This is a genomic window from Streptomyces sp. NPDC043176, assembly GCF_056436715.1.
Genome location: NZ_JBWKCA010000016.1, coordinates 56,047 through 69,529 on the forward strand (window position 1 = coordinate 56,047; position 13,483 = coordinate 69,529).

Annotated in this window: 10 protein-coding genes and 1 riboswitch; of the genes, 4 read left to right on the plus strand and 6 right to left on the minus strand. The window is 71.4% G+C overall.

Features of this window, described 5'->3' with window-relative positions; translation table 11 throughout:
• Positions 1 to 70 precede the first annotated feature (70 nt).
• The 4 genes from groL to thrC all read right to left on the minus strand — a co-directional run bounded on the left by groL (position 71) and on the right by thrC (position 4,465).
• Entirely contained in the window at positions 71 to 1,699 is a 1,629-nt protein-coding gene (gene groL, locus AC067A_RS24705; RefSeq protein WP_479244658.1) for a chaperonin GroEL, read from the minus strand.
• A 480-nt stretch (positions 1,700 to 2,179) separates the two neighbouring features.
• The gene (locus AC067A_RS24710; RefSeq protein ID WP_015035246.1) at positions 2,180 to 2,383 is read right to left on the minus strand and encodes a cold-shock protein; all 204 of its coding nucleotides are present in this window, start codon (positions 2,381 to 2,383) and stop codon (positions 2,180 to 2,182) included.
• A gap of 455 nt (positions 2,384 to 2,838) precedes the next feature.
• Positions 2,839 to 3,114, minus strand: a complete 276-nt coding sequence (locus AC067A_RS24715) for a MoaD/ThiS family protein (RefSeq protein ID WP_479244659.1) — start codon at positions 3,112 to 3,114, stop codon at positions 2,839 to 2,841.
• Positions 3,115 to 3,154: 40 nt separating this feature from the next.
• Complete coding sequence (gene thrC, locus AC067A_RS24720) at positions 3,155 to 4,465, minus strand: threonine synthase (protein WP_479244767.1); 1,311 nt, start codon at positions 4,463 to 4,465, stop codon at positions 3,155 to 3,157.
• A riboswitch (SAM riboswitch) is annotated at positions 4,459 to 4,603 on the minus strand. Its footprint overlaps the gene before it by 7 nt.
• Before the next feature lie 148 nt (positions 4,604 to 4,751).
• Between thrC and AC067A_RS24725 the strand changes: the two genes are divergently transcribed.
• The 4 genes from AC067A_RS24725 (at position 4,752) to AC067A_RS24740 (ending at position 11,464) form a co-directional block, all read left to right on the plus strand.
• Positions 4,752 to 5,693 (plus strand): glucosyl-3-phosphoglycerate synthase, encoded by a 942-nt coding sequence (locus AC067A_RS24725; RefSeq protein ID WP_479244660.1) that lies wholly within the window; start codon positions 4,752 to 4,754, stop codon positions 5,691 to 5,693.
• A gap of 107 nt (positions 5,694 to 5,800) precedes the next feature.
• The gene (locus AC067A_RS24730) at positions 5,801 to 7,270 is read left to right on the plus strand and encodes a DUF11 domain-containing protein (RefSeq protein WP_479244661.1); all 1,470 of its coding nucleotides are present in this window, start codon (positions 5,801 to 5,803) and stop codon (positions 7,268 to 7,270) included.
• 234 nt (positions 7,271 to 7,504) lie between these two features.
• A complete protein-coding gene (locus tag AC067A_RS24735) occupies positions 7,505 to 8,941 on the plus strand; it encodes an alpha,alpha-trehalose-phosphate synthase (UDP-forming) (RefSeq protein WP_479244662.1) in 1,437 nt (478 codons plus the stop codon).
• Positions 8,942 to 9,157: 216 nt separating this feature from the next.
• Positions 9,158 to 11,464, plus strand: a complete 2,307-nt coding sequence (locus AC067A_RS24740) for an immune inhibitor A domain-containing protein (protein ID WP_479244663.1) — start codon at positions 9,158 to 9,160, stop codon at positions 11,462 to 11,464.
• A 36-nt stretch (positions 11,465 to 11,500) separates the two neighbouring features.
• Here AC067A_RS24740 and otsB read toward each other — a convergent pair whose 3' ends face one another.
• Positions 11,501 to 12,343, minus strand: coding sequence for a trehalose-phosphatase (gene otsB / locus AC067A_RS24745; protein ID WP_479244664.1), 843 nt, complete (start codon positions 12,341 to 12,343; stop codon positions 11,501 to 11,503).
• A 66-nt stretch (positions 12,344 to 12,409) separates the two neighbouring features.
• The gene (locus tag AC067A_RS24750; protein WP_479244665.1) at positions 12,410 to 13,315 is read right to left on the minus strand and encodes a Vgb family protein; all 906 of its coding nucleotides are present in this window, start codon (positions 13,313 to 13,315) and stop codon (positions 12,410 to 12,412) included.
• Positions 13,316 to 13,483: the final 168 nt, after the last annotated feature.

Consider the following 13,483-nt stretch of genomic DNA (forward strand, 5'->3'; position numbering starts at 1 on the left):
GAGGGCGGCACCCCCTGATGGGAGTGCCGCCCTCGGTCGCGTTCAGCGATGAACCACCGATCCCGGAGGATCAGAAGTCCATGTCACCGCCCGGCATGCCGCCGCCGGCCGGCGCGGACGCCTTCTCCGGCTTGTCGGCGATGACGGCCTCGGTGGTGAGGAACAGCGCGGCGATCGACGCGGCGTTCTGCAGCGCGGAGCGCGTGACCTTCGCCGGGTCGATGATGCCCTCGGCGATGAGGTCGACGTACTCGTTGGTCGCGGCGTTCAGGCCGTGGCCGACGGGCAGGTTGCGGACCTTCTCCGCGACGACGCCACCCTCGAGGCCGGCGTTGACGGCGATCTGCTTCAGCGGGGCCTCGAGGGCCAGCTTCACGATGTTCGCACCCGTGGCCTCGTCGCCCGCGAGGTCGGCCTCGAGCTTCTCGAAGACGTTGGACGCCTGGAGCAGGGCGACGCCACCGCCGGCGACGATGCCCTCCTCGACGGCCGCCTTCGCGTTGCGAACGGCGTCCTCGATGCGGTGCTTGCGCTCCTTGAGCTCGACCTCGGTCGCGGCACCGGCCTTGATGACGGCCACGCCGCCGGCCAGCTTCGCGAGGCGCTCCTGGAGCTTCTCGCGGTCGTAGTCCGAGTCGGAGTTCTCGATCTCGGCGCGGATCTGGTTCACGCGACCGGCGACCTGCTCGCTGTCACCGGCACCGTCGACGATGGTGGTCTCGTCCTTGGTGATGACGACCTTGCGGGCGCGGCCCAGCAGGTCGAGGCCCGCGTTCTCCAGCTTGAGGCCGACCTCCTCGGAGATGACCGTGCCGCCGGTGAGGATGGCGATGTCGTTCAGCATGGCCTTGCGACGGTCGCCGAAGCCCGGGGCCTTGACCGCGACGGACTTGAAGGTGCCGCGGATCTTGTTGACGACCAGGGTCGACAGGGCCTCGCCCTCGACGTCCTCGGCGATGATCAGCAGCGGCTTGCCCGACTGCATGACCTTCTCCAGGAGCGGGAGCAGGTCCTTCACGGAGGAGATCTTGGAGTTGACGATCAGGAGGTAGGGGTCGTCGAGCGACGCCTCCATGCGCTCCATGTCGGTGGCGAAGTACGCCGAGATGTAGCCCTTGTCGAAGCGCATGCCCTCGGTGAGCTCCAGCTCCAGACCGAAGGTCTGGGACTCCTCGACGGTGATGACGCCTTCCTTGCCGACCTTGTCCATCGCCTCGGCGATGAGCTCGCCGATCTGGGTGTCGGCGGCGGAGATGGAGGCCGTGGAAGCGATCTGCTCCTTGGTCTCGACATCCTTCGCCTGCTCGAGCAGGGCGCCGGAGACGGCCTCGACGGCCTTCTCGATACCGCGCTTGAGGGCCATCGGGTTCGCACCGGCGGCCACGTTGCGCAGGCCCTCGCGGACGAGCGCCTGGGCGAGGACGGTGGCGGTGGTCGTACCGTCGCCGGCGACGTCGTCCGTCTTCTTGGCGACTTCCTTGACCAGCTCGGCGCCGATCTTCTCGTACGGGTCCTCGAGCTCGATCTCCTTGGCGATGGAGACACCATCGTTGGTGATCGTGGGGGCACCCCACTTCTTCTCGAGGACGACGTTGCGGCCCTTGGGGCCGAGGGTGACCTTGACGGCGTCAGCGAGCTGGTTCATGCCGCGCTCGAGACCGCGCCGGGCCTCCTCGTCGAACGCGATGATCTTGGCCATGTGAAGTGGTCCTCCCGGACATGGGGTGGATAACGCTCCAGGACCGCGCCGACGCCCGCGACGGACGGCCTGCGTGCCCTGTGGTTCCTTGCCCCACCTGGCCGCGGACCTCGTCTGCCCGATCCTCGTAAGCACTCTCACCTTCCGAGTGCTAACGCCAATGATTAGCACTCGGCATAGGAGAGTGCAAGCGACTCTCGACGATCGGGATGTGGCGGAAGGGGCGCGCGGGGGCGCGCGGCAACGCACGAGGGGGTCCGTACGGGAACGCGGGACCCGGTCCGCGCGGGACCCCGGCCCTGGTCCCCCGCGAGAACGCGTGAGCGGGTCCGCGCGACCACCAGGACCGGGTCCCGTACGGGACCCGGTCCGCGCGGGACTCCAGGAGCGGGTGCCGTGCGGGAACGCGTGAGGGGTCCGCATCCCCTCAGGGATGCGGACCCCTCGACGGCGTTGCGTCGGTGGCCGATCGCGCCGCGCTCAGACGGCGAGCTTGACCATGTCCGCCTGCGGACCCTTCTGGCCCTGCGAGATCTCGAACTCGACTCGCTGTCCCTCTTCGAGGCTGCGGTAGCCATCCATCTGGATCGCGCTGTAGTGGACGAAAACATCCGCACCACCGTCGACCGCGATGAAGCCGTAGCCCTTCTCCGCGTTGAACCACTTGACGGTGCCCTGAGCCATGCCTAACTCCCCTGTTACTGGCCCTTGCGCGGGACCGCACTTCGCGGACCCGGGTCAGACCCTGCGCCGGAACGCGTCGACCGCCGCTGAATGTATCTGCCCAACTGCCCTCTGCAACAGGTCATTCGAGCGAGAAATCTCGGCGCGACGGAAAGGGGAATTGGGGAGAATCCCCTGGATGCCGGGGCAAGTCGGGCCCGGCAAAAGGCGCAGAACGCGCACAACGCACAGGGACTTTGGCTGCTTCTTGTCGCGCGGGGACGCTTTCTCATATGCGTCCGGCATGAGCAGCGGAGGGGACTTCCCCAACTCTACCCCGCTCAACCATGCAGAATTGCCCCTTCCGCTTATGGACGCGGAAGGGGCAATTCGAGAAACAGGGGACGCTTTACGCCTCGTACGGCTCAGCGGCCGCCGGCACCGTGGCGACGGCCGGCCGCCACCGCGCCCGGCGGTCAGCCGCCGGCGACGGCCGGGATGATCGAGACGCCGGCGCCGGCCGGGGTGGCCGTCTCCAGGCCCTGCTCGAAGCGCACGTCGTCGTCGTTCACGTAGACGTTGACGAAGCGGCGGAGCTTGCCCTGGTCGTCCAGGACGCGGGCGGCGATGCCGGTGTGGTTCTTCTCCAGGTCGGCGATGACCTCGGCGAGGGTCACGCCCTCGGCCTGGACCTCGGACCGACCGCCCGTGTAGGTGCGGAGGATGGTGGGGATGCGGACGTTCACGGCCATGTCTTCGTAACCTTTCGGAGGACCTGGAGGGCGGGCGGGCTCAGAGCGCCAGACCGGCGTCGCGGAACGCGTCCAGGCTCGGGCGGATGGTGACGGTCGCCTGGGAGGTGTCGGCCACCGCGTCCAGGGTCTTGAGGCCGTCGCCGGTGTTGAGGACGACCGTGGTGAGGTTCGGGTCGATCAGACCCGCCTCGACGAGCTTGCGGGTGACGCCGACGGTGACGCCGCCCGCGGTCTCGGCGAAGATGCCCTCGGTCCGCGCGAGCAGCTTGATCGCGTCCACGACCTGCTCGTCGTTCACGTCCTCCACGGCACCGCCGGTGCGGCGCGCGATGTCGAGGACGTACGGGCCGTCGGCCGGGTTGCCGATCGCGAGCGACTTGGCGATCGTGTTCGGCTTCTGCGGGCGGACGACGTCGTGGCCGGCCTTGAACGCGGCGGAGACCGGGGAGCAGCCCTCGGCCTGGGCGCCGAAGATCTTGTACGGCTTGTCCTCGACGAGGCCCAGCTTGACGAGCTCCTGGAGACCCTTGTCGATCTTCGTGAGCTGGGAGCCGGAGGCGATCGGGATGACGAGCTGGTCGGGGATGACCCAGCCGAGCTGCTCGCAGATCTCGTACGCGAGCGTCTTGGAGCCCTCGCCGTAGTACGGGCGGAGGTTGACGTTCACGAAGCCCCAGCCCTCGCCGAGCGGGTCGCCGATGAGCTCCGAGCAGAAGCGGTTGACGTCGTCGTAGTTGCCCTCGATGGCGACCAGGTCGCCGCCGTAGACGCCGGCCATGACGACCTTGCCCTGCTCCAGGTCGTGCGGGATGAAGACGCAGGAGCGGAAGCCGGCGCGGGCGGCCGCGGCGCCGACGGCGCCGGCCAGGTTGCCGGTGGAGGAGCAGGAGAGGGTGGTGAAGCCGAAGGCGCGGGCGGCTTCGAGGGCCTGCGCGACGACCCGGTCCTTGAAGGAGTGGGTCGGGTTGCCGGAGTCGTCCTTGACGAAGAGCTTGCCGGGGGCGACGCCGATCTCGCCGGCGAGGTTGTCGGCCCGGACGAGCTGGGTCCAGCCCGGGTTCAGGTTCGGCTTCTCGGCGACGTCGGCCGGGACGGGCAGCAGCGGGGCGTAGCGCCAGATGTTGGCGGGTCCGGCCTCGATCCGCTTGCGCAGCGCCTCGGGGTCACCGGTGGGGAAGTCGTACGCGACTTCGAGGGGTCCGAAACAGAGTTCGCAGGCGAAGATCGGGCCGAGCGGGAAGATCTCACCGCATTCCCGACAGGAAAGCCCGGACGCGGGACCGAGGTCGACCGAAGTAGCGGGAGTAACAGTCTGTGCAGCCATGGAGGCGAGGCCCTTTCTCCTCATCTTTCCCATGACGAATTTTTCGCCATGAGACGGATTTGGCACCTTCCCTAGCCGGGAGCCTCGCTGGAGGACGAGTAACCGACTGGAGGGTTGCCGGGGCTTCAACGGGCCGTTTCCCTCTGCCCCTCTGGATGAGCGGTATTCGATTGTGAGGCGCGGGAAGCTTCGTTCCTGCGCTCCGACGCGGTCGGCACCCCGACGTGCATCGGGGATCCGCGTTGTTCAAGACTGTAACCGAAGGCCCGGACCCTTGGACCGGCCGTCCGTAACGCGAGATGGAGATCACGTGCTGGAAGAGGTGGAGCGCTGGCTGGACCGGCGGTCCTGGTCAGTGACGGACCGGCCGCTGGAGCGCGTCCTCGCCGCCAAGCGCAACACGAGGGTCAGCGTCGTGCTGCCCGCGCTGAACGAGGAGGCGACGGTCGGGGACATCGTCTCCGTGATCCGCCGCGAGCTGATGTCGGAGGCGGTGCCGCTGGTCGACGAGCTCGTGGTGATCGACTCGGGCTCCACGGACCGCACGGCGGAGGTCGCGGCGGCGGCCGGCGCGCGGGTGGTCGCGCGCGACGCGATCCTCCCCCGGATACCGGCCGTCCCCGGCAAGGGCGAGGTGCTGTGGCGGTCACTGATGGTGACGAGCGGGGACGTCGTCTGCTTCGTCGACGCGGACCTGCGGGACTTCTCCGCGGATTTCGTCACCGGCATCGTGGGCCCGCTGCTCACCGATCCGGACGTGGACTTCGTGAAGGCGATGTACGACCGCCCGTTCGGGGACACCCCTGGTCAAGGGGGTCGGGTCACGGAACTCGTGGCGCGCCCGCTCCTCAACCTCCACTGGCCGCAGCTGGCCGGGTTCGTCCAGCCCCTCGGCGGGGAGTACGCGGCGCGGCGCTCGCTGCTCGAACGCCTCCCGTTCCCCGTCGGTTACGGAGTGGAGCTGGGGCTGCTGGTCGACGCGCTGCACACGGTGGGCCTGGACGCCCTCGCCCAGGTGGACGTCGGCGTGCGCAAGCACCGGCACCAGGACGGGCAGGCGCTCGGCCGGATGGCGGCCGCGATCTACCGGACCGCGCAGCTGCGGCTCTCCCGGGGCCACCTCGTGCGGCCGCGGCTCACCCAGTTCGAGCGCGGCGAGAAGGGCTTCGAGCCGCGCACGTACGCGGTGGACACGGAGGAACGCCCCCCGATGGCCGAGATCACGGAGTACGCGCGGCGCCGGGTGGCCTGACGTCCGGGGGCCCGCGGTGCGGCGCCCGTGGACACGCGCGCCGCAAGGCGGGCCGACCGCGTGGCGTAACGCCTCATGATGATCGGTTTTGCCTACATTGCCCTTTTATGCGCTTCAGACGACATCACCTGGGCAGAGTGCTGGCGGCCATCGGCCTGACGGCGGGTCCGCTCGCGTTCACGGCGGCCGGACCGGCCGCCGCGGACGTGGTCGAGCCCTTCGGCAAGCGGTACGGCGAGTCGCTGTACGGCGACTTCACCACCCTCGGCAACACGGTCATGGGCTGCCCCACCGCCCCCGCCGACCTGGCCGCCCGCTGCGCGACGGCGGCGAGCGGCCAGGGCGCCGACGGCGACGACACCTTCGTGATGCAGCGCGTCGACGCGGCCGGCCTGACGCCGGGCGCGGCGCCCGACCACGGTTCGAGCACCGGCCACGTCGTCGTTCCGGCCGGTGCGGAGGTCGCGTACGCCCGGCTGTTCTGGGGCGGCAACGACGGCACGTACAAGAGCCCGGGCGGCGCGCAGCTCAAGCGCTGCGACCTCTCCGGCACGGACGTCGTCCCCTCGCCCGGCGACCCGGCGACGACCGCCCCCGTGATCAAGGTCGGCGCGGCGGCCACCGCCACCCCGGTCTCGATCGACAGCATGGTCGTGGACCCCTCCGACACCGGCGGCCCGCACTACTTCACGGGCGAGTCGGACGTCACCGCCGCCTTCGCGGGCGTCACGGGCACGGACGCGCGGGTCTCGGTCGGCAACCTCTGGGCGCCGAACGGCAAGGGCTGCGTCGCCGGCTGGTCCCTCACCGTCGTCCACCGGTTCCCCGCGCCCGACCCGGTCCACGCCCCCGGGCGCCGCAACGTGTACGTCTACGGTGGCCACGTCCTGCAGCGCTCCACCTCGCCCGCCACCACCGTCACCGTCGACGGCTTCCACCGGAGCCCCGGCACCGTGCGGGCGAGCGTCACCGCTTTCGGGGGCGACCGGAACACGCCGGGCGACAAGGTCCTCGTCGACGGCGAGAACGTCACCGGGTCCCCCACGGGCGACACGGACAACTTCTTCGTCGGCGAGGACGACGGCGCCGTCTCCCCCCGGCTGACCGACAACCTCGGCATCGACGCCAAGGCCTTCGACGTCCCCGCCGGCGCCGTCCCGCCCGGTGCGACCTCGGCCGGCCTGACCTTCTCCACGAACGGCGACACCTACGTGCCGTCCGCACTCGCCTTCTCCGTGCCGGTCCCCGACCTGGAGATCACCAAGACGGCGAGCCCGAAGCCGACGGAGCCCTCGCCGGAGCCGTCCGACCCCTCGCCGGAGCCGTCCGCCCCCTCGCCGAGCCCGACGGCGCCGCGGCCGACCGGGACCGGTGAGCCCTCCGTCCCCGCCACGTCCACGAAGACCCCGCTCTCCTCCCCCGCGCCCCCGGCCCCCGGCCCGCAGGGCGGCTCCTCCGGCTCCATGGCGGAGACCGGCACGACGGGCGAACGGCTGTGGCTCCTCGGCGCCCTCGCCGTGGCCCTCGTGGCGACCGGCCTGGTCGCGAAGGCGGCGATGCGAGGTCGCCGCGACTGACGGAACGACGGCGGCCGGGGCAGTGGCGTGACGGGCGGAACGACGACCGCCGGGGCAGCGCGGCTGACGGAACGACCGCCGGGGCCGCGGCGTGACGGCCCCGCGCGGTGACCGCCCCGCACCGGCGCGTCGTCGCCCGCTCCCGCCGCTGACCTGCGGTGACTCCCCGTGGCCGAATCGGCCTGTCTCGTATACGTACGTTTGAGCGTTTACAGGACGGGCTAGGTTCGCCACATGGCTACTGTGCTCGTGGCATCCAACCGGGGACCGGTCTCGTACGTCCTCGGCGACGACGGCTCACTCGACGCCCGCCGGGGCGGCGGCGGCCTGGTCTCGGGCCTGAGCGCCGTGTCCGCCCAGGAGAGCCTGTGGGTGTGCGCGGCACTCGGCGAGGGCGACCGCGAGGCCGTCCGGCGCGGGATCGGCGAGCCCGGCGTCCGCATGCTGGAGATCGCCCCCGAGGTGTACGCGGACGCGTACAACGGCGTCGCGAACTCGGCGCTGTGGTTCCTCCACCACCACCTCTACGACATCCCCCGCGAACCCGTCTTCGACGCCGGGTTCCGCCGCCAGTGGGAGTCGTACCGCGCCTACAACCGCGCCTTCGCCGAAGCCCTGGCCGCCGAGGCCGACCACGGCGCGGCGGTCCTGGTCCAGGACTACCACCTCGCCCTCGTCCCCGGGCAGCTGCGGGCCCTCCGCCCCGACCTCCGCATCGCCCACTTCACCCACACCCCGTGGGCCTCCCCCGCCTATCTGCGGATGCTCCCGGACGACCTCCGCGAGGAGCTCCTGTGGGGCATGCTCGGCGCGGACCAGCTCGGCTTCCACACCCGGTCGTGGGCGTCCGCCTTCATGGACTGCGCGGACGTCGACAGCGCGACCGGCACGGCGAGCGCCTCCTCCCCGGGCGACGGCCCGCGCCGACTGGTGACGCACCGGCGCGGCACGGACCCGGTGCGGACCACCCGGATCGAGGTGTACCCGCTCGGCGTCGACGCCGACGAGCTCCGCGCCCTGGCCCACCGTCCGGAGGTGGACGAGAAGCTGGCCCGGCTCCGTGACGAGGTCGGGGACCGCAGGACGATCGTCCGCGTCGACCGCACGGAACTCTCCAAGAACATCCTCCGCGGCCTCCTCGCCTACCGCGAGCTCCTCGTCACCCACCCGGAGTGGCACGACCGCGTCGTCCACCTCGCCTCGGCCTACCCCTCCCGCCAGGACCTCGCCGTCTACCGCTCCTACACGGCGGCCGTCTCGGACCTCGCCGAGGAGATCAACGCCGAGTTCGGCACCCCCGGCTGGCGGCCGGTCCTCGTCTCCGTCCAGGACGACTTCCCCCGCTCCCTCGCCGCCTACCGGCTCGCCGACGTGGCGCTCGTCAATCCCGTCCGCGACGGCATGAACCTCGTCGCCAAGGAGATACCGGTCGTCTCCGAGTCCGGCTGCGCCCTTGTCCTGTCCACCGGCGCCGGCGCCTACGACGAGCTCAAGGACGACGCCGTCACCGTCAACCCCTTCGACGTCTCCCAGACCGCGGAAGCCCTCCACGCCGCCCTCTCCATGCCCGCCGCCGACCGCACCGAGCGCACCAAGCGCCTCGCGGCCACGGCCACCGCCGTGCCTCCCCAGCGCTGGTTCCTGAACCAGCTGGACGCCCTCGGGAGTTGACGCCCCCGCCCCGCTCGCTCCCCGCCCTCCGTGACGGCGTCGGCGGGGGCCGACGGGCACGTGTCCCGGCGGGGACGGTGAATCTTCTCCTCCGATTATCGGTACGACCTCTCCCCTGAGAGGTCGTCTCGTGTCAGACTCTGCGGCGATCGTTCCCCCAGGCGATCCGTTTTTCCCCATGAAGCACATGAGGCAAGCGGAAGGATCGCAAGTAACGTGAAGAAGATTGTCGTGGGCATGACCCTCGGGTCGGCGCTCACCGCACTCCTCGCCGCGGGGCTCACCCCCGCCGCCGCGCAGGAGGCCAGGGACGGAGCGCCGGCGGGCGCGAAGGCACACCGCTCGGACAACCGCCCCGGACCGCTCACGAAGCAGCGCAGCGAACTGCGAGAGAAGGCGATCGACCTGGTCGCCAAGGGCAAGGCGAAGGCGAACGCCAAGGGCGTCGTCGAGGTCGCCGACGGCAAGTTCGTGGAGACCCTGACCACGACCGCCCAGCGCCAGGAGAAGATCTTCACGATCCTCTCCGAGTTCGGCGACCAGGGCTCCGGCAAGCTCGGCACCGTCCCCGGCCCCCTGCACAACCGGATCCCCCAGCCGGACCGGACCACGGACAACTCCAACGCCTGGACCGCCGACTTCTCGAAGCCGTACTACGAGAACCTCTTCAACGGCTCCGGCGAGTCGATGAAGACGTACTACGAGAAGCTGTCGGGCGGCCGGTACTCGGTGACCAACACGGTCGAGGACTGGGTCAAGGTCCCCGGCAACGCCTCCACCTACGGCGACAACGCCGTCGAGGACAACGGAGGTTCGTGGGCCTTCATCCAGGACACCGGCGACGCGTGGTGGAACGCCCGGATCGCGGCCGGCCAGACGCCCGCCGAGATCGACGCGTACCTCGCGCAGTTCGACGTCTGGGACCGCAACGACTGGGACCACGACGGCGACTTCGACGAGGCCGACGGCTACATCGACCACTTCCAGGCCGTGCACGCCGGCATGGGCGAGGACGCGGGCGGCGGCGCGCAGGGCGAGGACGCCATCTGGTCGCACCGCTGGTTCGTGAACGGCGACGACTACGGCCTCACCGGACCGGACGTGGCCGGCACCCAGAACAAGGGCGGCGGCGCGCGCATCGGCCAGTCGAAGTACTGGCTCGGCGACTACACCACCGAGGGCGAGAACGGCGGACTCGGCGTCTTCTGCCACGAGTTCGGCCACGACCTCGGCCTGCCGGACTACTACGACACCGACGGCGGCGAGAACTCCACCGCCTTCTGGACCCTGATGAGCTCCGGCTCCTGGCTCGGCCACGGCGCCGCCGCCAACGCGGGCATCGGCACCCACCCGGGCCTCATGGGCGCCGAGGAGAAGCTCTTCCTCGGCTGGCTGGACCACAGCGACGCCCCGCTCGGCGCCGACGGCACGTACACCCTGAACCCGGCGCAGTTCCAGGTCACCGGCAAGGACCAGGCGGTCCGCGTCGCGCTCCCGGACAAGACGAGCAGCACCACGTACGCGACGCCCGCCTCGGGCACGCACGCCTGGTGGACCGGCTCGGCCGACGGCCTCAACCAGTCCCTCACCCGCTCCGTGCCGGCCGCCCCGCGCGTGACCGTCAAGGCGAGCGCCTGGTACGAGATCGAGGCGGACTTCGACTACCTGTTCGCCGAGTACTCCCTCGACGGCGGCGCCACCTGGGCCCGCGCCGGCGACGCCGTCTCCGGCTCCTCGGCCGGCAAGTGGACGACGCTGCGGTACACGTACGACTCCGCCGGCAAGCCGTCGCTGTTCCGCTTCCGCTACCAGAGCGACGGCGGCGTGCACTTCGCCGGCGCGTTCCTCGACGACGTCACGCTGACCTCGGGCGGTACGACCCTGGCGACCGACGACGTCGAGAACGGCGTGGGCGGCTGGACCGCGCAGGGCCGCTGGAAGATCTCCACCGGCACCGAGACGGCCACCTCCCCGCGGTACTACCTCCTGGAGAACCGCGAGTACGTCGGCTCCGACGCGCTCCTCGCCGAGGGCCCGTACCAGTTCAGCAAGGGCATCTCCGCCCCGGACTGGGTCGAGTACTTCCGCTACCAGAACGGCCTGCTCGTCTGGTACGTCGACCGGTCCTTCGACGACAACAACGTCAGCAACCACCCCGGTGGCGGCTCGGCGATGGCCGTCGACGCCCGGCCGGCGCCCTTCAAGTACGCCGACGGGACCGCGCCCAGCAACCGGCGCCAGCCCTTCGACGCGACCTTCGGCCTGGAGGCCACCGACACGACCTGCCTCCACAAGGAGGTCCTGGTGGGCAAGGGCGGCAACAAGACCGTCGAGACGCAGGCGGCCTGCGCCCCCTCCGTCCCCGGCATCCCGGTCTTCGACGACACCGACCCGAACGCCTACTACGACACGACGGCCCCGCAGGCCAGCGTCAAGGTCGCCGGCCACGGCGTGCGCGTCACGGTCACCGGTGACGCCGGCGACGACCTGACGATCAGCGTGACCAACCCGGCCGCGCACTGATCGCCGATCCACCCGGAGAGGGCGGTGCGGAGGGGCTCAGGCCTCCCGTACCGCCCTCGCCAGTTCCGTCAGGAACGCGACCACGCCCGACGGCCCCTGGACCGCGAGGTCGGCGCGCCCGGCCAGCTCCGGGACCTCGGTGGAGCCGCTGCAGACGAGGAGCCCGGGAACGCCGTCGGAGCGGAGCTTCTCCACGGCCGCGAAGGCCGGCAGGTCGCCCAGGTCGTCGCCCGCGTACAGCACGGACCCGGCCCCCACCTCCCGTACGTACCCGGCCAGGGCCACGCCCTTGTCCATGCCGGGCGGCCGCAGCTCCAGGACCATGCGGCCGGGCTCCAGGACGAGCCCGTGGTGGGCGGCGAGCTCGGCGAGCGGGCCCTTGAGCGCCTCGAAGGCGGCCTCCGGATCGAGGGCGCGGCGGGTGTGGACGGCGACCGCCCGGCCCTTCTCCTCGATCCAGACGCCCTGCCAGGCACCGGCCCGGTCCAGGAACCCGGGGAGCTCGGCGCGGACGGAGGCGACGCCCGGGTGCGGGGCGGCGGCCTGGACGGTCCCCGTGACGGCGTCCCAGCGCTCGGCGCCGTAATGACCGAGGACGACGAGCCGCTCCAGGCCCGGCACACCGGCGAAGCCGCCGTAGCGGACGGCGACCCCGGCCGGGCGGCCCGTCACCACGGCGACGGACGCGACCTCCGGCGCGAGGGCCGCGAGGGCCTCGACCGCGCCGGGGTGCGCGCGGGCCTGTTCGGGGTCGGGGACGATCTCGGCGAGGGTCCCGTCGAAGTCGAGCGCGACGACGGCCTTCTCGGGCCGCGCGAGAAGCGCGGCCAGACCGTCGCGGCCGGAGGACGTGGCGGGGTGCGGAAGGCTGCTGACCATGCTCCCGACCCTACCGACGTCCGGGCCGTCCCGTCAGTGGGGCCTGGGTCACCCCCGGCCCGGACCTCAGCCGGAGGGGACGACCTTGACGCCGCTGAGGGACGTGAAGGGCGGGCCCATGGTGAGGACGCGCTGGTCGCCGGTGGCCGGGTCCACCCGGAACACGGTGGGCTCCCTGGTCAGTGCCTTGTTGTCGGTGACCAGCAGGGTGCCGTCGGCCTCGACGGCGATCGCGGCAGGTGTGTCGAAACTGCCGCCGGAGCTCACGGTGGTCTGCCGCCCGCTCACCGGGTCCACCTTGATCACCCCGCCGACGAAGCCCTCGAACGCGTTGGCGTCGACGACCACGATGTCCCCGTAGGGGTCGATCACGACGTCCACGGGGCTGCGGAGACTGCCGCCGGACGAGATCACCGTGCGCGCGCCGCTGACCGGGTCGATGCGGACCACCTGCGGCGCGGGCGGCTCGGGGACGGGGCCGGCCTGTTCGACGATCACGATGCCGCCGTCGGCCTCCACGCACAGCCCGCAGGGGCGCAGGGGATCGGTCCTGGACTCGCCCACCGACAGGACGGTCTGCTCCCCGGTGACGGGGTCGATCCGGATGACGGCGCCCATGCCCTTGGAGAAGAGATCGGCCACGAGGATGTTGCCGTCGTTCTCGACGGCGACGGCGATCGGGCTCACGAGGTTCCCGTCGGACGACACCACCGTCTGCTTCGCCGTCCCGTCCACCCTGAAGAGCCGCAGCAGCGTGCCGCCGCCGGGATGGTGCCGGTCCTTGGTCACCAGGACGTTGCCGTCGGCTTCGAGCGCGATTCCGGTGGCCCCCACGAGGTCACCGCCCACGGCGAAGAATCCCCGCAGGCCCGTGGCCGGGTCGAAGAAGTGCACCCCGCCCTCGCAGCCGAAGGTGGACGAGTCGGAGAGCAGGACGGTGCCTGCGGGAAGTCTGCGGTCGGTCGTGGTCACGACGGCTCCTTGAGGAGGGGAGCGAGGGGGACCGATCCACTCAACCCCGCGCCCCGCCGCCGCCCGCGAACCCGCCCCGCGCCACGCCGCCCGGCGGGCTGCGAATCGTCCGATCGCAGCACCGGACGGGCCCCCTGCACGCGGCGCCCGCCCGGCGGGCCGACGGCA

What these genes read in the sequence shown, in the direction of transcription:
- groL (WP_479244658.1), bottom strand. Translation starts at nt 1,699, where the DNA reads ATGGCCAAGATCATCGCGTTCGACGAGGAGGCCCGGCGCGGTCTCGAG.
- AC067A_RS24710 (WP_015035246.1), bottom strand. Translation starts at nt 2,383, where the DNA reads ATGGCTCAGGGCACCGTCAAGTGGTTCAACGCGGAGAAGGGCTACGGC.
- AC067A_RS24715 (WP_479244659.1), bottom strand. Translation starts at nt 3,114, where the DNA reads ATGGCCGTGAACGTCCGCATCCCCACCATCCTCCGCACCTACACGGGC.
- AC067A_RS24735 (WP_479244662.1), top strand. Translation starts at nt 7,505, where the DNA reads ATGGCTACTGTGCTCGTGGCATCCAACCGGGGACCGGTCTCGTACGTC.
- AC067A_RS24730 (WP_479244661.1), top strand. Translation starts at nt 5,801, where the DNA reads ATGCGCTTCAGACGACATCACCTGGGCAGAGTGCTGGCGGCCATCGGC.
- otsB (WP_479244664.1), bottom strand. Translation starts at nt 12,343, where the DNA reads ATGGTCAGCAGCCTTCCGCACCCCGCCACGTCCTCCGGCCGCGACGGT.
- thrC (WP_479244767.1), bottom strand. Translation starts at nt 4,465, where the DNA reads ATGAGGAGAAAGGGCCTCGCCTCCATGGCTGCACAGACTGTTACTCCC.